The following is a 26,795-nucleotide window of genomic DNA, read 5'->3' as shown; positions in this document are numbered from 1 at the left end:
CTCGTGTGTCAGCCCCGCCATTGGGAGCGCATTACTGAAAAGCCCGGCCTCAGCGCCGGGCTTTTTGGAATGCCTACCTGAAGAGACATCGCTTGAACCCAACACACAACACTCATCAACTAGAACCAGGAGGCGTGACATGACAAACGAGCAACAAGCGTTGGCGGACATGCCTATCTGGCTGGTCATCCTCCTCGCAGTAGTGGGCGGGGTGTCCGGCGAAATGTGGCGCGCCGACAAGGAGGGCGCTCGTGGCTGGTCATTGCTGCGGCGTCTCGCCCTGCGCTCCGGCGCCTGCATGATTTGCGGCGTTTCGGCGATCATGCTGCTGTACGCCGCCGGGCTATCGATCTGGGCTGCCGGTGCCTTCGGTTGCCTGACCGCCATGGCCGGTGCCGACGTCGCCATCGGTCTGTACGAACGCTGGGCCGCCAAGCGCATCGGCGTCTGCGAAGTTCCCCCGCCGCGCGATCCCCAGTAACTCAACACTTTCCTGCCTCGCTGCAACTGATGCGGCGGGGCTGCGCGTGGACAATTGAAAAGGAGGTCATGCATGCCCGCACCGATCCAGCAGCCTTCGCAGCTGTTCACGGCGATGGCGACAACCTTGCGCAACAGTGCCGGCCTGAATCTGCAGGTCGGCAATCACGACGACTTCACAGCACCCGGCGTTCAGGCCTGGGCATTGATCGACTTCGACCGTAATGCGCCCGGAGTGCGTGGCGCCGACGGACGTATCGCCCACGTCATGACCGTATCGCTGCAAGTCATTCCGGCAGTTTCCGCCAGTGCCTTTGCCGCCTGCGATCTGATCGCGGTGCTGAAAAACCTGATCACCGACAACCGTTGGAACCTGCCCGGCGCTCAATGTGATCTGCCGATGAACATTGATGGTTTGCCGTCAGTGCTCACACGCGCCGACCAGCAATACAAGGCATGGACCCTGACCTTCACTCAGACCCTCTACCTCGGCCCGACGCTGCTCGACGACCCGCTCGGTACGCCGAAATTCGCCCGTACCTGGGAAGTCAGCAACATCGACGACCCCGACCAATACACCGCGCTGGAGGCCTGACCGATGTTCGACGCATTACTGCGCATGCAACTGGGGCCGATCATCGAGCGGCTGGCGGAGATGGAAGCGGAGATCGACGACCTGCACCGCCGTGCCGAGAGTTTCTGTCGCATCGGCGTGTGTCAGGCAGTCGATGCGGCGAGCAACACTTGCCAGGTCAGCCACGGTGGACTGCTCACACCAGCCATCAAGTTCTTCAACCCGAGCGCCGGAGCGCAGAGCGAATCGCGGATTCCGAGCGTGGGCGAGCAGTGTCTGTTGCTCAACTACGGCAGCGGTGAAAGCGGCGCGCAGAGCGTGGCGTTGTTCGGCCTCAACAGTGACCGATTTCCGCCGACGGCGACGGTACCGACGCTGACGCGCCGCGTTTATGTCGACGGCACTGAAAGCTGTTACGACGACGCCACGCACACCCTGCATTGGCAAAACGGCCCGGCCGCATTCAGTGGCTCTCGCGAGTCGCTTGCACTGAGCATCGGCCCGGCACAACTGACGATGACGCCACAGCTGATCAGCCTGCAACTCGGCGCCGTCGGCCTGAGCATTGACGCCTCGGGCGTGCACTTCAGCGGCCCGTTGGTGGATCACCAGGGCCGCGTCATCAGCCCCTGAATCAAGAGCTTCCCATGATCGGAATCGATAGAGACTCCGGGGCCACGGTCGACGACTGGCTGCAGTTTGTGCAGCGCGCGACCCGGGCCCTGACCACACCGCTGGGCACCCGGCAAAAAAGGCCCCTTTATGGCTCGCTGATCCCCACGCTGCTGGGGCAGAACCTCGGTGACGACGTTCTGCTTCTGGCCCAGAGCCACGCGGCTCAGGCGTTCTACAACGCGCAGAACGGGATCAGCGATTTTCAGCCGAGCGTGATCGTCGCCAGCCGCCAGGGCGCGGGTCTGCTGTTGCGCTTCGCCGGCACCTGGAAAAACCGTCAACAGACATTCGAGGTCGTGACATGAGCATGTTGATCCCCGGCCAGAATCAATTGGCCGAACCGGCGCTGATCACCGTCGACGCCTTCGAAGACCTGCTCGCCGAGTTCAAGACCTTCGTCGTCGAATACGTCGGCGCCCGAGCGCCGGACAGCGCGGCGAAACTCAAGACCAGCCTCGACAACGAAAGCGAACTGCTGACCCTCGCGCTGGAAGCCTTCTGCGTGCGTCTGCAAACCCACGAACGCAAATACAACGCCCGCATCAAGCAGATGCTGGCGTGGTGGGCGACGGGCAGCAACCTCGACGCACGCTTGGCGGACATGGGCCTTGAAAGGCAGTTGCTCGACGCGGGCGACCCGGCAGCCTTCCCGCCAATACCACCGATTTATGAAAGCGACGACGACGCCCGGTTGCGCTATTACCTGGCGCCACATGCCCCGGCAACGGGCTCGCGAATGCAGTATCGCCGCGAGGTATTCACCCTCGGTGAACGGCCAACGGTGAAGGTCGAATCCAGCGATGGCGGTGTGGTGAACGTCACCTACACCTTCAACCCGGACGGCCTCGCTGCACAGGTCAAGGACGGCAACGGTCGCCGCACGGCGCCGGGCGAGGTGCAGGTCACGGTGCTGTCGCGAGACGGCGATGGCACTCCGTCTGCAGCGTTGCTGGATGGCGTGCGTCAGCACTTCGCCCGCCCTGATGTGCGGCCGGAAACCGACCTGGTCACGGTCAAGGCTGCCGACATTCACCGCTACAAGATTCGCGTGGTGGCGAAGATCAATTCCGGCCCCGACTCGGGCCTGACCAAAGTCGCCGCGCAGCAACAATTGCAGGCCTACGCCGACAGTTGCCATCGCCTGGAAGGGCGGGTCGATCCGAGCTGGATCGACTACACGCTGCACAGCGCCGGCGCCGTGCAACTGCAGATTCTTGAACCGCTGGCGCCGATCGTGAGCACTGCGTTTCAGGCACCGTACTGCACGGCAGTCGAGGTCGAGGTGCTGACGCTATGAGTGAGCCAACACAACGCCCGACCTTGTTGCCGGCCAACAGCTCGGCACTCGAACGTGGGCTGGATCTGGGCTTCGGTGCGCTGCTTGATCGCATCGCGCCGCCGTTCCCCGAACTGATGAATCCGAGCGAAACACCAGTGGCGTTCCTGCCGTATCTGGCAGCGGATCGCGGCGTCGCCGAATGGAGCAGCAGCGCACCGGAAGCGGAAAAGCGCCTGACCGTCGAACTGGCCTGGCCCACCGCACGCCAGGCCGGCACTCGCAAGGCGCTGGAAAACGCGGCCAAGGGTTTGCAACTGCGCCCCGAAGTCCGCGCCTGGTACGAACAGACGCCGCCCGGCGTGCCTTACAGCTTCAGCGTGCGCGCCTTCAGCGACCAGCCTTACAGCGCAGAAATCGACGCCCGTCTCGACCGGCGTCTGGCCGATGCCAAGAGCGAGCGGGACATTCTGTCGGTAACGGTTGGCTTGAGCGCGTTCGGCAGTCATTGCATCGCCGCTGCGACTTTCTGCGGAGAGTTGACGACGGTTTATCCGGTGTTCATCGAAGGGCTCGAAACCTCTGGCGAGGCGTTCATGGCTGCCGCGATGTACACCGTCGAAACATCCACTATTTATCCTCAGGGGGCCTGAATGGCTGACTATTACACCCTGCTCACCAACGCAGGGATTGCCTACGAAACGGCGTGCAAGGCTGCGGGCACGCCGATCAAGCTGACGCAGATTTCCGTCGGTGATGGCAATGGCAAGGTCTACAACCCTGCCGCCACCGCCACGGCACTTGCACGCGAAGTCTGGCGCGGGCCGCTCAATGCGCTGTTTCAGGACGAGAAGAACCCGAGCTGGCTGCTCGCCGAAGTGACCATTCCGCCGGACGTTGGCGGCTGGTATGTGCGTGAGGCGGGGCTGTGGACCGATACCGGGATTCTCTACGCCATCGTCAAATACCCGGAGTCGTTCAAGCCGGTGCTGGCGACGTCGGGGTCGGGTAAAGAGTTCTATATTCGCTCGATTTTCGAGACCAGCAATGCGTCGCTGGTGACGTTGCTGATTGATGACACGGTGGTCAAAGCCACCCGCGCTTGGGTCATGAGTTACCTCGCCGAAGAACTCGGCAAGCTCGATGGCAAGCAGTCGGTGCGTGTCGCCGCAAGCACCAATATCGTGTTGAACGGTGCGCAGCAAATAGACGGTGTCGCAGTGATTGCTGGCGACCGCGTGCTGCTGGCGAACCAGACCCAGGCCAAGGACAACGGCCTGTGGGTCGTCGCTAATGGCGACTGGGTGCGGGCGGCGGATGCCAATACCAGTGCCAAGGTCACGCCTGGCCTGACGGTCATGGTCGAGGAGGGTACGGCGAACGGCGATTCGCTGTGGCACCTGACCACCAATGCGCCGATTACCCTTGGTACCACCGCACTCACGTTCAAGATGCTCGCCGGGCGTACCGGGATTGCGGCCGGGATTTACAAGAGTCTGACGGTTGATGAATATGGTCGGGCGACTGCCGGGGCTAACCCAGAAACCCTCGCCGGCTTTGGAATCAAGGATTCTTACACCAAGGCTGAAGTTGAGGCGTTGATTGCCAAGGCATCGGCGTTGCCGGTGGGTTCGATTGTCGCGTTCCCGGTGGATGCACCGCCGCCGGGCTTTCTGGAGCTGGATAACAGCGTCAAGAGCAGCGCGACTTACCCGGACTTGAGCGCTTATCTGGGCGGCAAGTTCAATAAGGGGGATGAGGGGGTTGGGAACTTCCGCTTGCCTGAGGCGCGTGGTGAGTTCCTGCGTGGTTGGGATCATGGGCGTGGGGTGGATGCTGGACGTGGTCTTGGTAGTTGGCAGGCGGACGACAACAAATCCCATATTCACGGGACGACCTACGACGTTATCGCCGATATTTTCATGGCCGGCGACATCAGGCGGAACTATCTCCAGCAATACAACAATACGGACGATGTTGTAACAAAGGCATCGGGTGGGGCGGAGGCACGCCCCCGCAACATCGCCGTCATGTGGTGCATCAAAGCCTGGAACGCCCCGATCAATCAGGGAACCATCGATGTAGCGGCCTTGGCGAAGGAAGTCGAACGGCTCAAATCCGCCGTTCCGGTGGGCGCTGTTCTGGCATTCCCGACAGGCATCGTCGCTCCCGGTTATCTGGAGCTGGATGGCAGCGTACAGAGCATTGCGACTTATCCGGATCTGGCGGCTTTTCTCGGTACCACTTACAACAAGGGTAACGAGGGGGCGGGTAACTTCCGCTTGCCGGAGTCGCGCGGTGAGTTCCTGCGTGGCTGGGACCATGGGCGTGGTGTGGATGCTGGAAGGGGTGTCGGCACGACTCAAGCAGAGGCATTTGCTGCGCACAACCACCGCTATTTTGATGGCACTGCTGCGACCTTTGATCCCGCAGGTAATTGGCAGGCAGGCAATATTAATGGTGCGGCAGCGAGTATCTCAGTGGGTGCATTTCTTTCCACGGTAGATAGCGGTTCCACTATGCAGATGGTGAACGCCCAGAATACGGTGAACACTGGCGGAACTGAAACCCGCCCCCGCAACCTCGCCGTCATGTGGTGCATCAAGGCCTGGAACGCAGCGGTCAATCAGGGAGGCATCGATATCGCGGCTCTGGCCGTTCTGTCGCAACAGGCCACTGAAACCAACCAAGGCACAGCGAAAGTCGCTACCCAGAATCAAACCAACGCAGGAACCGACGATACAGTCATTGTATCGCCAAAAAAACTGCGCCTCGGATTCGAGATCAGCCTCGCCACCAATGGATACATCATTTTCCCCTCGTGGCTCGGTGGCTTGATGCTGCAATGGGGGTTGGCGAACATGCCGGGGACATCCGCAAACTTCACTTTCCCAATTGCCTTCCGTAACAACGTCTTTCAAATGATAGCTACTGATGGGGGTGGGGGGGCTCATCCTTTGGGTGTAAGTCCAGTAACGACCGGCTTCACCGCTTGGAGTAACGTGGCGACGACGAACCTCCGCTATCTGGCCATAGGTAACTAAAATGCGTTATTACAGCAAATCAACAGACTGCACTTATTTGGACCGTGTGCATTCGGTGATGCCGGATGACGTAATTCAAATCAGTGATGCCCTCTATCAGGAAGTCTTTGCCAATCCCGAGTTCGGAAAAGTCCGAAGTCAGGATGAAAACGGACTGCCGATCTTGATTGATCCGCCGGAATTGACTTCAAAGGAGAGAGCAAAGCAGGAACGCAGTTGGCGAGACAAACAGATCAATAGTGTTCTTTGGTTGCGCGAACGTCATCGCGACCAACTCGATCTGAACCAGACAGCATCGCTGACAACTGAGCAGTTTAGTGAACTGTTGATCTACATTCGCAACTTGCGCGACTGGCCCCAATCGGCAGCTTTTCCATCGCCAGAATCGCGTCCGGTCGTGCCCTCCTGGATCGCTGCGCAGCCTCAGTAAACGCCCCGCACCCCGGGGCGTTTTCTTGTCCGCCCAATACATTCAACACCCGCCAAAGCCCCTCCCCACGAGGGGCTTTCCCGTTTATGGAGAAACGAAAAATGGCAACCCGCCAAACCTACACCGTGCTCGTTCCATTCCCCACCGGCGGTGGGCACTGGTCGAGCGTCGGTCAAGACCTGGATCTGCTCGACGTCGAGGCCAGTGCGCTGCACAGCGCCGGTCGACTGGAACTTAAAACACCTACCACCCAGGCCAAAAAGGCCGCTGCCAAGAAGGCTGACTAACCATGGCTGAGGTTTTGAACTTCGAGCACAACGGCATTACCGTCAATGCCACCGAATCCCCCGAGGCCATGGGTGGCCTGGGTGACAACGTCATCGGTCTGGTCGGCACCGCGCCGAAAGCCGATCCGCTGATTCCGCGTAACGCCCCGTTCCGCATCAACAGCTTCACCACTCACGCGTTGCTCGATCCGACCGGTGCCGAAGAGGGCACGCTGTATCACGCTGTTTACCAGATCCTCAAAGTGGTCAAGGTGCCGGTCTACGTAGTGATCGTCGAAGCGGGCGCGACCCCGGCCGACACCGTCAACGCAGTGATCGGCGGTGTCGATCCAACCACCGGCCGCAAGCTCGGTCTGGCGGCACTGGGCAGTGTCCCGGAAGACCTGACCATCATCGGCGCGCCGGGCTTCACCGGCACCAAAGCGGTAGCCAGCGAGTTCGCCTCGTTCGGCAAGCGCATCAAGGCCCGTGTGGTGCTGGACGGCAAGGACGCCTCGGTCGCTGATCAAGTGACTTACAGCCAGGAACTGGGCGGCGCTGACCTCGGTTTCGACCGCTGCCTGGTGGTGCACAACATGCCGGTGGTGTACTCGAAAGCGGCGAAGAAAAACGTGTTCCTCGCACCGTCGAGCCTGGCGATTGCCGCGCTGGCCAAGGTCAAGCAGTGGGAAAGCCCGGGCAACCAGGTGACCTACGCCGAAGACGTGTCCCGGGTTGTTGAGTACAACATTCTCGACACTTCCACCGAAGGCGATCTGCTCAACCGTTACGGTATCAGCTACTACGCCCGCACGGTGCTCGGCGGCTTCTCGCTGCTGGGTAACCGCTCGATCACCGGCAAGTTCATCAGCTACGTCGGCCTCGAAGATGCGATCAGCCGCAAGCTGGTCAAGGCCGGTCAGAAAGCCATGGCCAAGAACCTGACCAAGTCGTTCATGGATCAGGAGGTCAAGCGCATCAACGACTGGCTGCAAACCCTGGTCGCCGACGAAACCATTCCTGGCGGCAGCGTGTACCTGCACCCGGAACTCAACAGCGTCGAGAAGTACAAGAACGGTACCTGGTACGTGGTCATCGACTACGGCCGCTACGCGCCGAACGAACACATGGTTTATCAACTCAACGCCCGCGATGAAATCATCGAGCAGTTCCTGGAGGACGTTCTCTAATGTTTACCAACCGCGTAAGACAGGCCATCGCGGCCACTCTGCAAGGCCTGCCGTTGTCGGCGACCGTTGAGGAATTCACGCCACCGAAGATCGAATTCGACGTGGAAGAAATGCGTGGCGGCCGTTTCATCGTCGAAGAAATGGCCAAGGGCGGCAAAGCGCTCAACGCCAAGCTGACCCTGCAGGGCCTGGGTGCCGAAGTCATGCTCGCACTGGGCGTGAAGCTGGGCGACGACATCCTGCTGAACGTGCGTGAAGCCGGTCAGGATCAGGACGGCAACACCTGGTTCACTTATCACACGGTCGGCGGCAAGCTGAAATCTCTTGAAGAAACCGCCGTGAAAATGGGCGAAAAACCCAAGACCAACCTGGAGCTGTCCTGCCGCACTTACAACCGCCTGGAAAACGGCATCCCGGTAATCGACATCGACGTGCGCACCCAGAAGTTCGTGCTCAACGGCGTTGACATCCTCGGTGATGCGCGCCGTGCGGTGCTGATGCCGTAACTCATTACACCGCAAAACCTGTGGGAGCGAGCCTGCTCGCGAAGAGGCCGTCACATTCGCTACTTATGTGGCTGTAAGACCGCTTTCGCGAGCAGGCTCGCTCCCACACTGGGCCGGGTGACTGGCCCCTTTGCGCAACACCCCCCTCAAGAATCACCAAGGAATTCATACATGTCGTGGATGCCACCCCAGCATGACCTGCTGTCGCCAATCACCGGCGACGACGGCGCGCAGATCGAGCAGATCCAGCTCAAGCCACTGTTCTACGCCGCGCAAAAAGAAGCGCTGGAGCGCGCCGGTGATGATGAAGACGATCAGTTCTTCGAACTGGCGCTGCTCGCCACCGGCCTGTCGGTCAAGGAGCTCGACCAGCTCAAACGCCCGGACTACGTGAGCATCGCCCAGTACGTGCACGAGATGTCGACCCGTCCGGCGTCGTACTTTCTGGAACAGGTCGAGGACGCGGAAAAGTCCGACGATCCTGACGAAGTGCAGCTGCTGCAACCGCTCGCCGTGACCGGCCGCACCGTGACCTCGCTGTCACTGGAAATGCCCGCACTGCGCGCCACCAAAGTGATGAAGAAACTGAAAACGGCCAAGGAACGCGCCGAATTCATCACCGCGCATTGCACCGGCCTGATGATCCCCGATCTGGCCCAACTGAGCGTCCCTGACTGGACCCAATTGCAGGTGCGCATCGACGATTTTTTAAACCAGCCGGCGGCCTACTTTCGGAACGCGACATCGAAGTAATCCTCGATATCGTCCCGCTCATTTACCCGGTAAGTGAGGCGGAGATTCTGGAATGGGACGCCGAAAAGGCGTTGCGCCGCTACGACATAGCGATCACTCGCCTTGGCGTGAAACAGGAGTAGAGCGGCATGGCAGAGAGTAAATATGCGCTCGCATACGCCGGTGAGAGCGGCAACACAAACGGCGGATTTACGTTGCCCGATAACCTCGGCAAACCGCTGCAGGATCTGAACCTGAGACTGGCGTTGGCAAGCCAGGACATTCGGTTGCTGACGCAGGAGCAGATCAAGCTGCGCGAGCTGCTGGTCAGCCAGCAGTCGTTGTTCAAGGTCATCGCGACGCCGCCAGCCGCCAACAGTGAGCCGAAGTCAAAACTCAAGGCGGAAATCGAGCAGCGTCCCCCCCCGAAAAAACTGCAGCCGGCGATGGCTAACGAGATGGCGCTGGTTGAGCTCAATCAGTTGATTGGACTCAACAAAGACCAGCTTCAAGCGCATTCGGAGCAAACGCTGGAACTCGCGACTCAGCGGTCGGTTGCAGCCAGTGGCGCGACGGGTGCGGATCTGTTGCAAATCCAGCAGGTCGGGGCGCGAGCTGGTATTGCCGACGGCGCCAAGGGTGATCAGCGAGCGACAGAGCTGAGAGCGTACTCCGGCGACGCGGCGATCAATGCCACGGCCTTCCGGCTCGACGTCAAGGCCGCGGGGGAAATGCTTGCGGTCTGGCGTTCCTCCTTGAAGCTGGATCGATACCAAGGTCAGGATCTGGCCGATGCGGTCAGTTATCTGGGCAGCAGCGGTCTGGACGCTAAACCTGCCGATATCGGCGCGGTCGTTCAACGCTCTGGCGAGAGCGCTGTTGCATCGGGAATGACACCGGAACAGGTTGCAGCATTTGCCACTGCGCTGTTGAACAGCGGGGCCGACAAGGACGCTGCGAGTACGGCGTTGAAGAGCTTTACCTCGGTCTTCGGCAAGGAAAATGCTGCGTCAACCGAACAGCGTTCGGCGATGACCCGGTTGCACCTGGACCCCGAATCATTGCGTGAGAAGATGCGCACGGATGCGCCGGGTGCGATTGATTCGGTACTCGCAGCACTTGGCAAACAATCCGTACCCGAACGTGCAGCCACGGCGAAGACACTGTTTGGCGAGAGCAGTACCAGCATTCTTGAGTTGCTGAAGAAGCCCGACGACGTCAAGACCGCCTTCACTCGGGTGTCCGACAAGCACCAATACGCAACGTCGGAACTGGGTTCCGGCGCCGGTGCCGCGACGAAAACGGCCGAAGCCTTTGGCGATACGTCGCAAGGGCGCTGGAATGCGCTGGATGCGAGTCTTAATCGTTTGTCGACGGCGGTGGGAAATGCACTCGCGCCCGTGACTGACGCGCTGGCAGTGTCGCTAACGGCAGTGGTCAATGGCTTGAGTTCAGCTGCTGAAGCACTGCCGTTCCTGGCGGCTGGCCTCACGCTGGCCGGTGTGGCCGCCATGCCGTTCGTCGGTGGTGTACTGAAGACCGGGGTCGCCTCGGTGCTGGATGCGGTCAACTCGAAACTGTTGCGTCTGGCGACGGCGCGATTGCCCGCTGATATTGCCGATGTGATCAATGGCCGTGACGACGGCGGCGGCGAGGGGCCTAAAAGAAAGCGCCCCGGTCGACGCGCATCTTCCAGCGCGCGGTCTCGTGTTCCTTCCTCTGGCGCCGGTCGAGGCGGACGTTTGAGCACGATGACGGCCAAAATCGCCCCGATGTTTGACGATGCGATAACCCGCGTGAAAATGGTCGGCGAGATGGCCAAAAGCATGCGCCCGAGTTGGCTCAGCGGCGCGACTGCCAAGCTCATGCCGCTGGTCGAGGGCGCCAAATCCAAGCTTCTACCGCCGCTGGTCAAATCATTGCCCGCCTTCAAGATGGGCGCTCCGCTGGCGATTGGTCATGCCGCTTACGCAGGTTTGAAGGGCTGGCGTGACGGCGATGATCAAGCTGTCAAAGGTGCTGCCGGCGAGTTGGCTGGAACGGCGATTGGTGCAACGATCGGCTCGTTCATTGCACCTGGTATTGGCACATTCATCGGCGGCACTCTGGGCGGAATGCTCGGCTCCTATGTGGGGGAACAATGGGGGAAACCTGTCGAGGACAAACTAGCGCCCCCCGCGCAAGTGGCCAAGGATCTGTCCAGCGCTCAGACGCAACTCCCCAATTACACCTACTCGCCGTTAGTGCAGATCAGCGGCAGTGATGCGCTCAATGCCGAAAAAATCGGCGATGTGGTTTCGCAGGTTATGCGCAGCCATTTCGATACCGCATTCACACCCGCTTTAGGCACCAACGCTCTCGCCACCCGCCGTGACGCAGCCCTGACCGATGGAGTCGCCTGATGAAACAACAAATGGTGCTGGGCAGTTTCATCTTTGGCCTGTCGCGCAACTTCGCTTACAGCACGCTGGCGCGAAAGTCCGACGGAGGCTGGAGCGAAATCCAGATTCTCACCAGCAAACCCAAGTCCAGCCAGACCGGGCAAAAACCGGAAACCCTGACCATCACCGGCAAGTCGATGTATGCCGTGGCCATGGATCGGCTCGACGAATTGCGCGCGTTGCAGGCCCAGCGTATCCCGCTGCCGTTGATTGACGGCATCGGTCGCAACTGGGGGCTGTGGCGAATCAACAATATTCAGGAAACCCAGAGCCAGATCATCGATGACGGCACGGCAATGGTCGTTGACTGGGTTATCGAGCTAGCGGAGTTCAACAATGCGTAAGGTACGAAGCGTGGCCGGTGATTCGGTGAATCTGCTGCTCCACCGCGAAACCGGACGCAGTGATGACACCGCCGAAGAGTCCCTGTGGACACTCAACCCGACCCTGGCCGAACACGGCCCGATCCTGCCTGCGGGCGTTTGGGTCACGTTGCCGGAACTCGATTCGAAACCGGCCACGATCAAACCGCTCACGGCCTGGGATTAAGGAGGTTGCATGGCACTGGGTTTCACCCCGGCGGTAAGACTCTACGGGGCCCATTCGGCCTTGCTCAATCAACGCCTGATCAGTTGGGAACACATTGATGCAGCCGGTTTCGAGTCCGATCAACTGACGTTGACCATCGATCTTGAAGGCCTCGAAGGGCTGCCGGATCTGGGTGGAAAAATCGGCCTTGAGGTCGGTTATCTGGAGTCGGGAATGGTCGACAAGGGCCAGTTCAAAGTGACGCGCCTGACGCCGACGCTGTTCCCGTTTCGCCTGACGCTGGTGGCCACGGCGGCACCGTTCAGCAAGGAGGATGAGACGGGCTTCAAGCAACGTCGCACGGCCAGTCATGGCCCGACCACCTTGGGTGCGCTGTTTCGCAAACTGGTGTCGAGCCATGGCTTTTCACCGCGCGTTGCGCCCGAGGTGTCGATGATCAGGATCGAGCATGTCGACCAGTCCAACGAAACCGACATGAGCTTTCTGACGCGCCTGGCGAAAAAGTACAACGCGGTGACCAAACCCTACAACGACGTGTATGTGCTGGCCCGTCCCGGCCAGACCAAATCGTTGTCGGGTCAGGTACTGGCGGACGTGACATTGTCGGTGACCAGCAACAACCGTCCCGGCGATCACGCATTCATCAGCGCCACGCTGGAGGAGTCCGCCCGCGAGCAAACCAAGGGTTGCAAGACCTGTTTCGTGGAGGCTGCCACAGGTTTGTTGCAGTGGGTCGAAACGGGGCTTGCGCCGTTCAAGATCATCCGCCAGAAGCAACCCAGCGAAGCCGATGCGATTGCCGTTGGCGAAGGCGAAGTGCGCAAGATGCTCCGGCAGAAGTACAAGGTGAAAATCACTTGTCCCGGCGATCCACGGCTGGCAGCCGAAGGCCTGGTACTACTCGATGAGACCTGGCCGGACTTCATGCGTGGGCGCTGGTCGATCGAAAAAGTCACCGCCAGCGGCAATCGCGAGAACAGCTATCGCTGCGTGATCGATGCCAGCGGCCTTGATCCCAAGGCGGGCGCCAAAGACTGATTCACTCTTTCTCAGAGCGACACAAACCCCTGTGGGAGCGAGCCTGCTCGCGAAAGCGGTGGATCAATCAACACTGGTTTTGAATGTAAGTCCGCCTTCGCGAGCAGGCTCGCTCCCACATTGGTCCTGCGCTAACTCCCCCCACACTCTGGAACACCACCATGAAGATCACCCCGATCCTCACGCAGCTGCGTGCGCAATGCCCTGGGCTTGCCAACCACATTGCCGTCGGTGTCGATCTGGCGTTGCTGCAAGGCAATGCCGATCTGCCGACACCCTCGGCCCATGTGCTGCCGCTGGCCGATGTCGCCAGTAACAGCACCGCACAAAACCTCACCGCCCAACCGATCCGCGACCGCTTCGACATCGTCCTGGCGCTTGATGCCACGGACGCTACAAAAGCGCTGGATCTGTTGCACGACCTGCGCGCCGAACTGTGGCGCGCGCTGGTGGGGTTCAAGCCGGGCACCGACTACAGCGCCATCGTCTACGACGGCGGCGAGATGGTCTCGATCAACAGCAGCCGGGCCTTCTATCGGCTGCGCTTTTTTGCCGAGTTCCAGCTCGGCCGCAATCTGCCCAGTCAGCCTGCGGAGAGTTGGCACGAACGTGAACTGGACGGTTTGTCGTCCTTTACCGGGGTCACCGTGCGGGTCGATGCGATTGACCCGGCCGACCCCAATCTGAAACACCCGGGCCCTGACGGGCGCGTGGAACTGACTTTCTCTGGAGACGTAACCCCATGAGCAATCGCATCACCGTACTGCCGGCCGCTGGCCGTGCCGTGCCTGACCCGGAAGCGGGCGATCTGCTGCCCAAGGAAGGCCGTGAAGTGCTGGACAGCGCCTGGTGGCGCCGGCGTCTGGCCGACGGCGATATCACACTCAAAACCGCAAAAGCGGCTAAACCACAGGGAGCCAAATAATGGCGATCGGATTCAGCAACATCCCCGCGGACATTCGTGTACCGCTGTTCTATGCCGAAATGGACAACTCGGCCGCCAATAGCGCGAGCTCGAGCCTGCGTCGCTTGATCGTCGCTCAGGTCAACGACAACATCGCCCCGACCGAAGTCGGCAAACTGGTGCTGGTCTCCAGCGTTGCACTGGCAAAAAGTATCGGCGGTCAGGGCTCGATGCTCGCCTCGATGTACGAGACCTTCCGCAAGGCCGACCCGATCGGCGAGATCTGGTGCCTGCCGCTGCACAACACCGAAGGCGCCATCGCCAAAGGCGTGCTGACCCTGACCGGCACCGCCACTCAGGCTGGCGTGCTCAACCTGTACGTCGCTGGTGTGCGTGTGCAAGCCACCGTGGTCAACGGTGCCACCGCTGCTCAGGCAGCCACCGCACTGGCACAGAAAATCAACGCCACCGCCGATCTGCCAGTCAGCGCTGCGGCTGCTGAAGGCGTGGTCACTCTGAGCGCCAAATGGACCGGCGACAGCGGTAACGACATCAGCCTGCAGTTCAATCGTCTGGGCAAGAGCAACGGCGAAGAAACCCCGGCCGGCCTGACCACTGCGATCACCGCCATGACCGGCGGCGCCGGTGTACCGGACCAGGTCGCCGCCGTGGCTGCACTGGGCGACGAGCCGTTCGAGTTCATCGCTCTGCCGTGGTCGGATCTGTCGACCCTCAATACCTGGCAAGCGGTGATGGATGACAGCACCGGTCGCTGGTCCTGGGCCAAGCAACTGTTCGGTCACGTCTACAGCGCCAAACGCGGCACCGTCGGCACCCTGGTTGCTGCTGGCCAGGCACGTAACGACCAGCACATGACCATTCAGGCACTGGAGCCGGGCGTACCGCAACCGTTCTGGGTACAAGCGGCAGCACTGGCTGCGCGCACCGCGGTGTTCATCTCCGCCGATGCCAGCCGTCCGACGCAAAGCGGCAGCCTGCCGGGCGTTGATCCGGCGCCGGCCAGCGAGCGTTTCACCCTGACCGAGCGCCAGTCGCTGCTCAACTACGGCATCGCCACTGCGTACTACGAGGGCGGTTACGTGCGCATCCAGCGTTCGATCACCACCTACCAGAAAAACGCTTACGGTCAGGCTGACAACTCCTATCTGGATAGCGAAACCATGCACCAGTCGGCGTTCATCGTGCGTCGTCTGCAAAGCGTGATCACCAGCAAATACGGCCGGCACAAACTGGCTTCCGACGGCACCCGTTTCGGCGCCGGCCAGCCGATCGTCACTCCGGCGACCATTCGCGGCGAGTTGATCGCGCAGTACGCCAAGCTGGAACTGGAAGGCCACGTGGAGAACGCCGAGCTGTTCGCCGAGCACCTGATCGTCGAGCGTGACGTGCAGGACCCGAGCCGCGTGAACGTGCTGTTCCCGCCGGATTACATCAACGGTCTGCGCGTGTTCGCACTGCTCAACCAATTCCGTCTGCAATACGACGACGCGGCCTGATCGCCGCGTTTGGCCGTAAGCATTCAGCCCACCTCGGTGGGCTTTTTTATTTGAAGGGAGTAACACCATGGGTCAAGTGATTGCAGGCACCTGCTACGTCAAAGTCGACGGTGCACAACTGACTATCAACGGCGGCTGCGAAGCCCCGCTGATGGCCGTCAAACGCGAAACCGTCGTACCGGGTTTCTACAAGGAAACCGATGTCGCGCCGTCGTTCAAAGTGACCGCGCTGCACACCGCCGACTTCCCGCTGAAGAAGCTGATCGAAGGCACCGACATCACCGTCACCTGCGAATTCAGCAACGGCAAAGTCTACGTGCTGGCCGGTGCCTATCTGGTCGAAGAGCCGGTTTCCAAAGGCGATGACGCCACCATCGAACTGAAATTCGAAGGCATCAAGGGGACCTGGCAATGAGCGGCGCCGTGAAGCTTCAGGTTGCGATCGAAGCTCACGGCGAGCCCCTGACCGAACTCGTCCTGCGCCGTCCGACGGTGCAGGAAGTGCGAGCGATCAAGGCGCTGCCGTACAAGATCGACAAGAGCGAAGAAGTCAGCCTCGACATGGACGTGGCGGCCAAATACATCGCCGTGTGCGCCGGCATCCCGCCGTCGTCGGTCAACCAGCTCGATCTGGCTGACCTCAATGCGTTGAGCTGGGCCGTTGCGAGTTTTTTCATGAGTGCGGCGTCGGAGCCATCACCGACCTGATCGCAGTCGCCTATGACCTGGCCTGGTTCTGGAAGGTTGACCCCGAACAGATGATGGCCAGGCCACTGGATGTGCTCCGCGAGTCGCTGGAGCACGCGCAACGGATCAATGCGATGCAGCAGGTGCAGTGATGGCAGACGAAGAAAAGCAAGTCAAAACACCGGTGCTGATCACGGGCATCGATGAACTGTCGCCCAAACTCGGCGCCCTGCGAGTAAAGGTCGAGAGCTTCAAGAAAAATCTCGAACAGACCGGCCTCGGCAAACTGGACATCAGCGGTCTGTTCAAGGGCGGCAGTGTGATCACGCCGTTCGTGGACGGGATCAAATCGGCGGCGGCGTTTCAGGGCAAACTGACTGAAGTCAGCGAGACGGCGAAAACCGTTGATCTGCCCGCCGCACCGCAAACCGCGGCGCAGAACATGAACGTGTTCAGTGCGTCGATGCAAAAGGTTTCCTCCGCTGTCGATGCAGCGCTGGTGCCGGCGGTAGGTGCGTTGGTGATCGGGCTTGAGCCGATGATGACTCAGGTCGGCAGCCTGCTTGCCGACAATCCGAAACTGGTTGAGGGGCTGGCGGCGGGGGCCATCGCCTTTTCGGCGATGCAAACCGCAGTCACTGGCGCGACGCAAGTGTTCGATGTCATGAGCATGGTGCTCAAGACCAACCCGATCATGCTGATTGCCATGGGTATCGCGGTGGCGGCCGGTTTGATCTATGCCAACTGGACACCGATCAGCACGTTCTTCACCGGGATGTGGGAAGGTGTCAAAAACGTCGGGGCGAATGCCATGGCGATCTTGCGTTCGGTGCTCGACTGGCACCCGCTCGATACGCTGGCGGCGCTCTGGCAACCGGTCACGGGATTTTTCTCGGGGATCTGGGACAAGGTCAAGGCGATCACCCGCCCGGTGATCGACTTCTTTAAAACAGTTTTCTCCTGGACGCCTTACGGCATGATCCTGGACAACTGGGGGCCGCTGACGGGACTGTTTTCGGCGATCTGGGAACTGCTCAAGGCCTTGAGTGTGCCGGTAATGGCGTTCCTCAGAAATCTGTTCGATTTCTCGCCAATGCAGATGATCAACAGTGCGTGGGGCGGTGTTGTCAGGTTCTTCGAGCCGATGTTCGACGGCCTGCGAAAAGCCGCGCAGCCGGCCAAGGCGTTCCTGGATTCGTTGTTCGACTTCTCGCCGATGCAGATGATCACCAGCGCCTGGGGCGGTGTCGTTGCGTACTTCCAGCCGCTGTGGACGACGCTGCAATCGGCTGTGCAAAGCACCCGGGATACATTGCGGACGTTGTTTGATTATTTTCCGATGGAAATGATCACCAGCGCCTGGGGTGGTGTCGTCGGGTACTTCGAACCGATCTGGACAGCCCTGCAAACATCAGTGCAGCGGGTCCAGGGCTTTTTCACCAGCCTGTTCGAGTGGTCGCCGCTGGAGCAGATTGCGCAGTACTGGCAGCCGGTCGGCGAGGTTTTTTCAGCGTTGTGGGATGTTGTGCTGGCGGTTTCTGCGCCGGTCGTGGACTTTCTGCACACGCTGTTCGAATGGAAACCTCTGGATCAGATCATCGAGAGCTGGGGGCCGATCGTCGGGTGGTTCGGCGAGTTGTGGCAAAAGCTGCAAACCGTCATTGCGCCGATCAAGGAACTGTTCGACGGTGGTTTTGCCGGGTTGATCGCCAAGGTCACCGGCAAGGTCGAAACTCTGACCCAAGCGCAGCGCCAGACCAATGCCGAAGGCAAGGGTGAGTTGGCGCCGGCATTCTTTGGCGCGAGTAGCGCCCCTGCTGGAAACGGAACGCTGCAAGGCGGATCGCTGCCACAAACCTCCAGCGCCCTGATCCAGCAAAGCGCTGCCAACAACCGCACGCAACTCGAAGGCGGCCTGACCGTGCGCTTCGAAAACGCACCGGCGGGCCTGCGTACCGATCAACCACAAACCAATCAACCTGGCCTGGCGCTGTCTTCGCGCATCGGCTATCGCTCGCTGTCGGCAGGAGGTTCCAATGAACTGGCGTGACCGTTTGTTGCCGGCATCGTTTCGCGGTGTCGGGTTCTGGATCGATCAGGCGAAAACCCCGGTCGGTCGCAAAGGTCAGTTGCACGAATACCCGCAACGCGACCTGCCGTATTTCGAGGATCTCGGCCAGCAGGCCAAGACCCATGACATCACGGCGTTCATCATCGGCGCCGATTGCCTGGAGCAGCGCGACAAGCTGCTCAAAGCGTTGGAGGCGGGCAGTGGTGAGCTGGTGCATCCATGGCTCGGACGCTTGCAGGTCAAGGTCGGCGAATGCGACATGACCCACACCCGCCAGGACGGCGGGCTAGTGACGTTCAGTCTGAAGTTTTACCCCGACCGGCCATTGCCGTTTCCGACTGCCACGGTCAGTACGCAAAAAGTCCTGTTGGCCAAGGCTGACACGTTGCTGGGTTCTGCGGTGGCGCGCTTCGAGCAGGCGATGACGTTGATCAAGGCTGCGCGGATCGGCATTGCCAATCTGCGCAACAGCCTGACCGGGGTCTATGAGGTGATCAAGGAGCAGCTCAAACCGCTGATCGAGCAGTACAAGCAGATCACTGAACTGGTCAAAGCCGTCAAGGAGTTGCCCAAGGAAGTGGCAGCGGAGTTCAAGGGCTTGCTCGGCGATATCAAGGAGCTCAAGGAATTCGCGAAGGAGGGCTACCGTGGCGTGATTGCCGACGTGTCCCAACAACTCGAAGCCATCCGCAAGGCCGATGCGCCGAAGATCACTACCGGCAAGGACACCAACGCGGCGGCACAAGCAATGGCCGATCTGGTGCAGGACACGGTGCTGGTCAAAGTCGCGCAATGGGTGGCGTCGATGCCGGTGGCGACAAGCCCGGTGAAACTGTCATCGACACCGGCGGTAGGGCAGCAGGCGACGAGCCCGGTGACCCGCCAGGAAGTTCCGGTCAGTGACGACATGCAGGCATTGCGTGACGCCGTGGCGGTGGCAATCAACCCGATGCTGGACAAGGCCGACCCGGCGCACTACCAGGCCATCAGCGATGTGAAAGAGGCGCTGCTTGCGCACCTCAAAGCCGTCGCGTCGTCGGGTGTGCGGCAAGTCAGCAAGTCGTTCCAGGAAAGCTTTCCGGCACTGGTGGTGGCCTACAAGTACCTTGGCGATGCGACGCGGGTCACGGAAATCACTCAACGCAACGGGATCACCCATCCCGGTTTCTCACCCAACGAAGTGAAAGTCTCCGGGGAGTAAACCATGAGCGAGATAGACAACCGCGTCACGCTGACCGTCAACAACATGGAATACGGCGGCTGGAAAAGCGTCGAAATTACCGCCGATCTTGAGCGCCAGTTCCGCACCTTCAAACTCGACATCACCTGGCAGTGGCCGGGGCAGACGGTGGATCAACGGATCAAACCGGGTGACCCGTGCGAAGTGAAGATCGGCCAGGATCTGGTGCTCACCGGCTACGTGTTCAAGGCGCCGATCCGCTACGACGGGCGCCAGATCAGCCTGAGCATCGAGGGCAGTTCCAAGACTCAGGATCTGGTCGATTGCGCAGCCACCAACCGGCCGAACCAATGGCAGGAGCAACCGCTGCTGAGCATCGTCCAGGCTCTGGCGGCGGAATACTCGCTGTACGTGGTCAATGAAATTCCCGAGACCGCGCGGCTCGCCAAGCACACCATCGTGCCGGGCGAAACGGTGTTCCAGTCGATCGACCGTCTGCTCTCGCTGTTCCGGGTGTTTTCCACTGATGACGAGCAAGGCCGGCTGGTTCTGGCCAAGCCCGGCAGTGGTGGTCGGGCCAGTGACGCGCTGGAGTTGGGCAAGAACATTCTGTCGGCGAACGCGCCGATGGATCAGAGCCAGGTGTTTTCTGAATACCGAGTGATCGGTCAGCAGAAAGGCTCGGACAAGAAGAGCGGGGCGGCCGTCAGCGAGGTTCAATCCAGCGCGGCTGATCTGAGCTTCAAGCGCCGACGCACCACGATCATCAACGAGGGCACCGCACTGACGTTCGAGTTGGCCCAGCAACGCGCCCAATGGGAAAGCGCCACCCGCATGGGCCGGGCGCAGACCACCACCTATCAGGTGCAGGGCTGGCGTCAGTCCAATGGCGATCTGTGGCGCCACAACACGCTGGTGAAGGTCACGGATCCGGTGCTCGGGTTCGACAGCGACATGCTGATTTCCAAAGTCACGTATTCGCTGTCGGCGCAAGGCTCGGTGACCACGCTGCAAGTGGCGCCACCGCATACCTTCGATCCTGATCCCACGCCCCCGAAAAAAACCTGAGCCTGACTCCGAACCCCTGTGGGAGCGAGCCTGCTCGCGAAAGCGTCGCCAGCCTCAACATCACAGTGCCTGACCCACCGCCTTCGCGAGCAGGCTCGCTCCCACATTGATCCCATTCGGGCCACTTTTTTGAAGGACACCCCATGAGCCTACTGACACGCCTGCTGGCGCGCGGCACTGTCGTGCTCGCCAACTCGGCATCCAAGCTGCAATCGCTGCAAATGCGCCTCACCGCCGGTGAAGTGAACGACGATCTGGAGCACTTCGAACCCTACGGTTTCACCAGCAATCCGCTGGCCGGCGCCGAAGGCATCGTCACGTTTCTCGGCGGCGACCGTTCTCACGCCATTGCCCTGGTGGTCGCCGACCGCCGCTATCGCCTGCAGTCGCTGGCCTCGGGCGAAGTGGCGATCTACACCGACGAGGGCGACAAAATTCACTTCAAGCGCGGGCGGATCATCGACATCGAAACCGCCACCCTGAACATCCGCGCCAGCAGCGCGGTGAACTTCGACACGCCGGTGATCAACCAGACCGGCAAGATCGTTTCCACCGGCGACCAGCTCGCCGGCGGCATCAGCCAGATCAAACACGTGCACGTTGGCGTGCAGGCCGGCAGCGGCCAGACCGGTGCGCCGGCAGGAGGCAAATAATGCTTGTCAGCCAGAACCTCCACGCCGCACTGACCCGCGCCGTGCTCATCAGCCTGTTCACCTGGCGCCGCGCTGCCGATGACGACGCCCTCGACGACGAGGAGCGCTTCGGCTGGTGGGGCGACAGCTTTCCCACCGTCGCCGACGATCGCATCGGTTCGCGGCTGTGGCTTTTGCGTCGGGTCAAGCTGACCCGACAGACCCAGATGGACGCCGAGTTCTATGCCCGCGAAGCCCTGCAATGGCTGATCGACGACGGCCACTGCAGCGCCATCGACATCATCAGCGAACGCCTCGACGCCCAGCGCCTGAACCTGCGCACGGTCCTGACCCTGGCCGACGGCGAACGTCTGGACATCAACCCCGATAACAGTTGGCAGGTGATCTATGCCGTTTGAAACCCCTTCGCTGCCGGTGCTGATCAAGCGCACCCAAAGCGACCTGGCCGGCGATTCGCTGCGCCAGTCCGATGCGCAAGTGTTGGCCCGCACCCTCGGTGGCGCGGCTTATGGCCTGTACGGTTATCTCGACTGGATTGCCGAGCAGATCCTGCCGGACAAGGCCGACGAATCGACCCTGGAACGCATCGCCGCGCTGCGCCTGAACCAGCCGCGCAAACCGGCGCAAGTCGCCACCGGCAGCGTCAGTTTTACCGCCACTGCCGGCGCGGTGCTCGACGTTGACACGCTGCTGCAAGCAAGCGATGGCCGTACCTACAAAGTCACCACCGCGCGCACCACCGTCAATGGCAGCAACACCACCACCATCGCGGCGCTCGACGCTGGCAGCCTGGGCAATGCCGATGCCGGTCTGGCGCTGAACCCGGTGCAGCCGATCGCCGGTGTGGTCGGCAACAGTTTTGTGGTGCTCGCGCCCGGCCTCAGTGGCGGCGTGGCGCGGGAAAGCCTGGAGTCGCTGCGTTCGCGGGTGATCCGTTCCTATCGGGTCATTCCGCACGGCGGTTCGGCCAGCGACTACGAGACCTGGGCGCTGGAAGTGCCGGGCGTGACGCGAGCCTGGTGCCGAGGTGGCTTCCTGGGGCCGGGCACGGTAACGGTGTTCATCATGCGCGACGAAGACCCGCAACCGGTGCCCAACGATGAACAACTGGCGGAAGTTCAGGCGTACATCGAACCGCTGCGTCCGGTGACGGCGGAAGTACACGTGCAGCGGCCGATTCAGGTGCCGGTGGTGTACCGCTTCAAGAGCGTCAACCCGGACACCACTGCTGTGCGCGCCGCCGTTGAAGCGCAACTGCGCGACCTGCACAACCGCGAGGCCGACCTCGGTGTGCCGTTGCTGATCAGCCATATCCGCGAAGCCATCAGCAGCGCCGGCGGTGAGTACGACCACACGCTGACCGCGCCGGCCGCTGACATGCCTGCCGGGCAAAGCGAACTGCTGACCTTCGGAGGCTGCGTATGGGGGGCATAAGAACCGCCGCGCAATACCAGGCGCAGCTGCGCGCCTTGCTGCCGAGCGGCCCGGCGTGGGACCCGGAACGCGTCCCGGAACTCGAGGACGTACTGCAAGGCGTCGCCGTCGAACTGGCCCGTCTCGATGCCCGCGCCGCCGACCTGCTCAACGAGATGGACCCGGCAGGCGTCAGCGAACTGGTGCCGGACTGGGAGCGGGTGATGGAACTGCCCGACCCGTGCCTGGGCGCCACGCCGCTGTTCGACGACCGCCGCCTCGCCGTACGCCGCCGCTTGCTCGCAGTGGGCAGCCAGGCTGTCGGTTACTACCTCGACATCGCCAAAAGCCAGGGCTACCCCAACGCCAGCATCACCGAACACGAAGCCCCCCGCATGGGTCGCTCGCGTTTTGGCGCAGCGCACTGGGGGACCTGGGAAGCGCAGTTCATGTGGACCCTCAACACCGGCGGCCGGTTGCTGCTCGGTCGGCGCTACGGCGCGAGCTACTGGGGCGAGCGCTTTGGCGTGAACCCGGGCTCGGCGCTGGAGTGCCTGATCCACCGCAGTGCGCCGGCGCATACCAAGGTGCACATCAACTATGACTAGGGAGGAATGACGGGATGGATTATCCGAAAAGTGTGCCCAGCGCCGGTCTGGTGAATGGGAAATTTGTCGATGAAAACCCGCTGACCGGGACGCCGGGGTCGCTGATTCCTGCAGACTGGGGCAACGGGGTTACGCAGGAAATTCTCAACGTGATCAAGGCCGGGGATCTGACCCCGGACGAGAAGAAATACGATCAGTTGTTGCAGGCGATTCAGAGCGTTTCGGCCAAGGGCTGGAATCTGGATTCGGCGTTGCCGATCGGGTCTTTGCCGACCGCGACGGTGGCGACGCCGGACGGTCGTCTGGCAATCACTCCGGCAGCGGTTGCCACCAGTGGCGGACGGATCTCGATTCCGGCGGGCGTGCTGATCAGCCTCGGCCAGGAAGTGCTGACTGGTCAGTTGGCTCGTCCGCGCACATTTACGACACAAGCTTGGAGCAGTGTTGATCTGTTGCCTAACTCTAATTACTTTTTGCGTGCGCAAGTGGTTGCCGGCGTGCTGACCTTTTACACGCAGCGCGGCATCATCTATGACGCTACGCCCGAAGGCTTGAAGGGCACGATCAATGGTGCGGCGGGAGGCGGTTTTCAGTCGACGCCGCTGGATATTTGTCTGGCATGGGTGGTGACAGCAGGCCCTGGCTCGGTGCCGATTGTCCGACCGATTTATAACCGCGGTCGTTTGTCGTGGACGCAAACAATCAGCGGTAATGGCGTGGTGTACCTGCCACTTGACCCGCATGCCCGTGCCGCGCGGCTGGTGGTGGGCAATGCGACGCCGCATCCGACGCTCGTCACAGCCGTGAATTTTGCTACACCCGGATGGCTGGGTGCCAACTACTGTTTTCTCAATCCAAAGGCTGCCGCGTCGAGCAATTGGGATGGTTGGGCCATTGCGGGTGAGACGGTACGGGTTATTACCAACAACGAGGTGAGTGACACAACCGTGTCGACACTGACCGCCAGCTTCGACCACAGCATGTTGCGTTCCTTGTGGCAGACCTATCAAGCCGAACACGCTTTTGGTGCCGATAACGGTTCAAGTGACGAATTGCTGTTCAGCATGGGCATCAAAAATCTCCTCCCAAGCGACTACGCCAACGGTGTTGCGCTCAATTTTTCAGCGGCGGTGAATATCAATCTTTCCTGGGAGCTGATCCGATGATCATCATTCAAGAGCTGCATCAGTTCGAGGAAGGCTTGCGTCCGGCCCAGCCGTCCAGTGCCCATGATTGGGATGGAGAAAAATGGCAGCTGAATCCGTCCAGAGTTGCCGAGCTGGAACTTCAGGAAGCCGAACAGCTGTGTTCCAAGGTCGACGCGGCGGCTGACAGTGCTCGCACCGTTTTGGCCGGAGACCCGCTCAAAGCCATGGAGTACGCCCAGGCTGCTGCCGACGCTCAGGCTTATCAAGACGCCGGCTATCCGAAAAAAGAGGTGCCATTGTCGGTCGCTGCGTGGGTAGTCAAAGGTCGAACTGCCAAACAGGCAGCCGAGCAGATCCTGAGCAAGGCCGACCAACTCACCGATCATCTGCTGACCCTGCGCACCTTGCGCCTGAAGGCCAAAAGCCAGATCCGCGCGCATGCGGCCAAAGGCAATCTCGATCTGGCGCGAAGTGCGAGCGATGACGCGTTGGCGGCGATTCGCGAACTGGTCAGCGGCCAGACTTTCTAGTCGCCACGTCTGCGTGCTGCATCAGTCAAGCCCACTTCACCGTGGGCTTTTTATTTTCAGAAAGCAGACCGCCACGGGCTCGCATCAGCGATCACCACGACGCGGTTCATTTGTTATTTCAGAGGAACGAGAACCCTATGGATTACCCAAAAAGCGTCCCCAGCGTCGGCCTGGTCGATGGCCGCTTCGTCGATGAAAACCCGGTGGCGGGAACCCCGGGTTCGTTGATTCCGGCGGTGTGGGGCAACAGCGTGACTCAGGAGATCCTGAGCGTGATTAACGGTGGCGGGTTGGTGGCTGCTGAAGCCGATACCGGGCAGTTGTACAAGGCGATTCAGTCGATTGTCGGTAAAGCCAGTCCGATGCGTTCGGTCATCACCCGACTGTCCGCGTCGAAAACCCTGACCGAGGCCGAGCTTGGCCTGGTGCTGGTCGACGGCAGCCCGGGGCCAGTGACCTTGCTGCTGCCACCGGCCAACGCCGCCCTCGGTGTGCGCGACGTGATTATTCGGCGGGTGGACAACAGCGGCAATCGCATGGTCATCCAGGCGTCCGGTTCTGACGGGATTCGTTTTCACACCCATCTGTCGGCCAGCGGTTATCCGTTCTTCGTATTGATGGGCGGCGGTGACTGGTGGCAACTGCGCAGTGATGGGGCGGGGAGTTGGTGGCCAGTCGGGCGCTTTGACAATACGCCATTGGGGCGGCCGTTTTTCGAGACGACCCTGATGCTCAGTCCCGGTGGATACGGTGCATTGAATGGCACTGTGATGAAACGCGCGGAATGGCCATGGCTGTGGGATCACGCCCAGCAATCAGGAATGTTGGGAGCCGAAGCCTTACGCGCAGGCACCGAGGGGAAATGGACCACGGGTGACGGCGCGACGACTTTTCGTGGCCCGGAAGGGCGAGGGGAGTTCCTGCGGGTTCTGGATGAAGGTCGTGGTGTGGATGCCGGGCGTGCAATGGGTACTTTTCAGCCAGGATCTCTGCACTCGTATGCCCAGGGCGCCAACGGCGGAGGTGCTGTGGGCGCTTATTGGTCGGATAGCCTGACCAACTTTGGCGCAGATACGCGTGAAGAGCCCCAATACGTTACAGGGCTGGTCAATGGCGGCCCGATCTTTCCGGTCAACACCACCTACCAGAGGGATACCGCAGCAACATTGCTCTACGCCTTCAAATCCCGTCCGCGCAACATCGCCTATCCCGGTCGCATCAAACTCATCTGAGGCACTTTATGTTCAATTATCTATTTGATGGCTCGGGCGCTCTGTCCGGGCCTGTCGAGTTCATTGTCACGCCGGGCATTGGCATTCAGTTACCCGGTAATGCTGTTGAGCTGGCGTACGAGTTGCCTGAGCCGGAAACCGGGCGTAGCTGGGCACTGATCAACGGTGTACCGCGTGAGGTGATCGATCGCCGTGGCACGGTTTATCGCAAGGACGGCGGTGCGCAACAGATCTGGACCGAGCTGGGCGAGTTGCCTGACGCCCTCACCGCGCAGCCATGGCCAGGCGAGTTCCACATCTGGCGCGACAACGCCTGGGTGCTGGATGAGCAGGCTCGTTTGGCGAGCGTCAGACAGCAATCTCTCGGCCAGCGCGACGCATTGTTACGCGATGCCGTCCTGCGCATCGCCCCGCTGCAATACGCCGAAGATATCGGCGATGCCAGCCATGACGAACAACTGCTGCTGATCGAGTGGAAGCTTTACAGCGTAGAGCTGAACCGGATCGAAAAACAGGCCGGTTTCCCCGATGAAATCACCTGGCCGGTTGCGCCCGGATCAGCAGTAAACACCTGACTCACACA

The 26,795-nt window shown here is 61.0% G+C and carries 32 protein-coding genes; all 32 read left to right on the top strand.

All coding sequences use genetic code 11. From position 1 onward, the window contains the following. Positions 1-139 precede the first annotated feature (139 nt). The 32 genes from ACM6HV_RS22265 to ACM6HV_RS22110 all read left to right on the top strand — a co-directional run bounded on the left by ACM6HV_RS22265 (position 140) and on the right by ACM6HV_RS22110 (position 26,787). Positions 140-481: a phage holin family protein gene (locus ACM6HV_RS22265; protein ID WP_003222183.1), complete on the top strand. Its 342-nt coding sequence runs from the start codon at positions 140-142 to the stop codon at positions 479-481. Between the two features lie 72 nt (positions 482-553). Next, positions 554-1,075 carry a hypothetical protein gene (locus tag ACM6HV_RS22260; RefSeq protein ID WP_414905308.1) on the top strand — a complete coding sequence of 174 codons (522 nt, stop codon included), beginning with the start codon at positions 554-556 and terminating at the stop codon, positions 1,073-1,075. 3 nt (positions 1,076-1,078) lie between these two features. Further along, positions 1,079-1,687, top strand: a complete 609-nt coding sequence (locus ACM6HV_RS22255; RefSeq protein WP_414905307.1) for a phage baseplate assembly protein V — start codon at positions 1,079-1,081, stop codon at positions 1,685-1,687. A 14-nt stretch (positions 1,688-1,701) separates the two neighbouring features. Further along, the gene (locus tag ACM6HV_RS22250) at positions 1,702-2,034 is read left to right on the top strand and encodes a phage baseplate protein (RefSeq protein WP_003222189.1); all 333 of its coding nucleotides are present in this window, start codon (positions 1,702-1,704) and stop codon (positions 2,032-2,034) included. Beyond that, on the top strand, positions 2,031-3,026 hold the full coding sequence (locus tag ACM6HV_RS22245) for a baseplate J/gp47 family protein (protein ID WP_414905306.1): 996 nt from the start codon (positions 2,031-2,033) through the stop codon (positions 3,024-3,026). Before ACM6HV_RS22250 ends, ACM6HV_RS22245 begins: the two co-directional genes overlap by 4 nt. Beyond that, a complete protein-coding gene (locus tag ACM6HV_RS22240) occupies positions 3,023-3,658 on the top strand; it encodes a phage tail protein I (RefSeq protein WP_414905305.1) in 636 nt (211 codons plus the stop codon). The genes ACM6HV_RS22245 and ACM6HV_RS22240 overlap by 4 nt, the downstream gene beginning before the upstream one ends. Further along, a complete protein-coding gene (locus ACM6HV_RS22235) occupies positions 3,659-6,049 on the top strand; it encodes a phage tail protein (RefSeq protein ID WP_414905304.1) in 2,391 nt (796 codons plus the stop codon). It begins immediately after the preceding gene. A gap of 1 nt (position 6,050) precedes the next feature. Continuing rightward, positions 6,051-6,479: a hypothetical protein gene (locus tag ACM6HV_RS22230; RefSeq protein ID WP_047291934.1), complete on the top strand. Its 429-nt coding sequence runs from the start codon at positions 6,051-6,053 to the stop codon at positions 6,477-6,479. Between the two features lie 101 nt (positions 6,480-6,580). Continuing rightward, positions 6,581-6,766, top strand: coding sequence for a hypothetical protein (locus ACM6HV_RS22225; protein ID WP_047291936.1), 186 nt, complete (start codon positions 6,581-6,583; stop codon positions 6,764-6,766). Positions 6,767-6,768: 2 nt separating this feature from the next. Further along, positions 6,769-7,935 (top strand): phage tail protein, encoded by a 1,167-nt coding sequence (locus tag ACM6HV_RS22220; RefSeq protein WP_414905303.1) that lies wholly within the window; start codon positions 6,769-6,771, stop codon positions 7,933-7,935. After that, positions 7,935-8,441, top strand: coding sequence for a phage major tail tube protein (locus tag ACM6HV_RS22215; RefSeq protein WP_204895009.1), 507 nt, complete (start codon positions 7,935-7,937; stop codon positions 8,439-8,441). Before ACM6HV_RS22220 ends, ACM6HV_RS22215 begins: the two co-directional genes overlap by 1 nt. Positions 8,442-8,612: 171 nt before the next feature. Beyond that, a complete protein-coding gene (locus tag ACM6HV_RS22210; protein ID WP_145597702.1) occupies positions 8,613-9,194 on the top strand; it encodes a phage tail assembly protein in 582 nt (193 codons plus the stop codon). Positions 9,195-9,322: 128 nt separating this feature from the next. Further along, positions 9,323-11,575: a phage tail tape measure protein gene (locus ACM6HV_RS22205; RefSeq protein ID WP_414905302.1), complete on the top strand. Its 2,253-nt coding sequence runs from the start codon at positions 9,323-9,325 to the stop codon at positions 11,573-11,575. After that, positions 11,575-11,958 (top strand): phage tail protein, encoded by a 384-nt coding sequence (locus ACM6HV_RS22200; protein ID WP_414905301.1) that lies wholly within the window; start codon positions 11,575-11,577, stop codon positions 11,956-11,958. The genes ACM6HV_RS22205 and ACM6HV_RS22200 overlap by 1 nt, the downstream gene beginning before the upstream one ends. Continuing rightward, positions 11,951-12,163 carry a tail protein X gene (locus ACM6HV_RS22195; RefSeq protein ID WP_145597708.1) on the top strand — a complete coding sequence of 71 codons (213 nt, stop codon included), beginning with the start codon at positions 11,951-11,953 and terminating at the stop codon, positions 12,161-12,163. Before ACM6HV_RS22200 ends, ACM6HV_RS22195 begins: the two co-directional genes overlap by 8 nt. Positions 12,164-12,172: 9 nt before the next feature. Continuing rightward, complete coding sequence (locus ACM6HV_RS22190; RefSeq protein WP_414905300.1) at positions 12,173-13,201, top strand: phage late control D family protein; 1,029 nt, start codon at positions 12,173-12,175, stop codon at positions 13,199-13,201. A gap of 161 nt (positions 13,202-13,362) precedes the next feature. Further along, positions 13,363-13,947 (top strand): hypothetical protein, encoded by a 585-nt coding sequence (locus ACM6HV_RS22185; RefSeq protein WP_145597712.1) that lies wholly within the window; start codon positions 13,363-13,365, stop codon positions 13,945-13,947. Then, positions 13,944-14,126, top strand: a complete 183-nt coding sequence (locus tag ACM6HV_RS22180; protein ID WP_041072263.1) for a DUF2635 domain-containing protein — start codon at positions 13,944-13,946, stop codon at positions 14,124-14,126. The genes ACM6HV_RS22185 and ACM6HV_RS22180 overlap by 4 nt, the downstream gene beginning before the upstream one ends. Further along, a complete protein-coding gene (locus ACM6HV_RS22175; protein ID WP_414905299.1) occupies positions 14,126-15,622 on the top strand; it encodes a phage tail sheath subtilisin-like domain-containing protein in 1,497 nt (498 codons plus the stop codon). Before ACM6HV_RS22180 ends, ACM6HV_RS22175 begins: the two co-directional genes overlap by 1 nt. A gap of 67 nt (positions 15,623-15,689) precedes the next feature. Beyond that, positions 15,690-16,037, top strand: coding sequence for a phage tail tube protein (locus ACM6HV_RS22170; RefSeq protein ID WP_007964335.1), 348 nt, complete (start codon positions 15,690-15,692; stop codon positions 16,035-16,037). Continuing rightward, the gene (locus tag ACM6HV_RS22165) at positions 16,034-16,330 is read left to right on the top strand and encodes a phage tail assembly protein (protein ID WP_003222226.1); all 297 of its coding nucleotides are present in this window, start codon (positions 16,034-16,036) and stop codon (positions 16,328-16,330) included. The genes ACM6HV_RS22170 and ACM6HV_RS22165 overlap by 4 nt, the downstream gene beginning before the upstream one ends. A gap of 130 nt (positions 16,331-16,460) precedes the next feature. After that, the gene (locus ACM6HV_RS22160) at positions 16,461-18,359 is read left to right on the top strand and encodes a phage tail protein (protein WP_414905298.1); all 1,899 of its coding nucleotides are present in this window, start codon (positions 16,461-16,463) and stop codon (positions 18,357-18,359) included. Continuing rightward, positions 18,346-19,581, top strand: a complete 1,236-nt coding sequence (locus ACM6HV_RS22155) for a DNA circularization N-terminal domain-containing protein (protein ID WP_145597717.1) — start codon at positions 18,346-18,348, stop codon at positions 19,579-19,581. Before ACM6HV_RS22160 ends, ACM6HV_RS22155 begins: the two co-directional genes overlap by 14 nt. Before the next feature lie 3 nt (positions 19,582-19,584). Next, a complete protein-coding gene (locus ACM6HV_RS22150; protein ID WP_414905297.1) occupies positions 19,585-20,628 on the top strand; it encodes a phage baseplate assembly protein in 1,044 nt (347 codons plus the stop codon). Positions 20,629-20,771: 143 nt separating this feature from the next. After that, complete coding sequence (locus ACM6HV_RS22145) at positions 20,772-21,281, top strand: phage baseplate assembly protein V (protein ID WP_007964341.1); 510 nt, start codon at positions 20,772-20,774, stop codon at positions 21,279-21,281. After that, positions 21,281-21,679, top strand: coding sequence for a phage GP46 family protein (locus ACM6HV_RS22140; protein WP_007964342.1), 399 nt, complete (start codon positions 21,281-21,283; stop codon positions 21,677-21,679). The genes ACM6HV_RS22145 and ACM6HV_RS22140 overlap by 1 nt, the downstream gene beginning before the upstream one ends. Further along, complete coding sequence (locus ACM6HV_RS22135; RefSeq protein ID WP_414905296.1) at positions 21,669-22,715, top strand: baseplate J/gp47 family protein; 1,047 nt, start codon at positions 21,669-21,671, stop codon at positions 22,713-22,715. The genes ACM6HV_RS22140 and ACM6HV_RS22135 overlap by 11 nt, the downstream gene beginning before the upstream one ends. Continuing rightward, positions 22,703-23,302: a YmfQ family protein gene (locus ACM6HV_RS22130; protein ID WP_108181847.1), complete on the top strand. Its 600-nt coding sequence runs from the start codon at positions 22,703-22,705 to the stop codon at positions 23,300-23,302. The genes ACM6HV_RS22135 and ACM6HV_RS22130 overlap by 13 nt, the downstream gene beginning before the upstream one ends. A 14-nt stretch (positions 23,303-23,316) precedes the next feature. Beyond that, positions 23,317-24,468, top strand: a complete 1,152-nt coding sequence (locus ACM6HV_RS22125) for a phage tail protein (protein WP_414905295.1) — start codon at positions 23,317-23,319, stop codon at positions 24,466-24,468. Next, entirely contained in the window at positions 24,465-24,980 is a 516-nt protein-coding gene (locus tag ACM6HV_RS22120) for a phage tail protein (RefSeq protein WP_414905294.1), read from the top strand. Before ACM6HV_RS22125 ends, ACM6HV_RS22120 begins: the two co-directional genes overlap by 4 nt. 137 nt (positions 24,981-25,117) lie before the next feature. After that, positions 25,118-26,212, top strand: a complete 1,095-nt coding sequence (locus ACM6HV_RS22115; RefSeq protein ID WP_414905293.1) for a phage tail protein — start codon at positions 25,118-25,120, stop codon at positions 26,210-26,212. 8 nt (positions 26,213-26,220) lie between these two features. Beyond that, positions 26,221-26,787, top strand: a complete 567-nt coding sequence (locus ACM6HV_RS22110) for a tail fiber assembly protein (RefSeq protein ID WP_414905292.1) — start codon at positions 26,221-26,223, stop codon at positions 26,785-26,787. The last annotated feature ends 8 nt before the right edge of the window (positions 26,788-26,795 follow it).

It is taken from the genome of Pseudomonas sp. IT-P260 (genome assembly GCF_949768395.1).
Lineage (GTDB): Bacteria > Pseudomonadota > Gammaproteobacteria > Pseudomonadales > Pseudomonadaceae > Aquipseudomonas > Aquipseudomonas parakoreensis.
The sequence above is the reverse complement of the archived record's forward strand: the minus strand, read 5'-3'. Positions and strand labels throughout refer to the sequence as shown.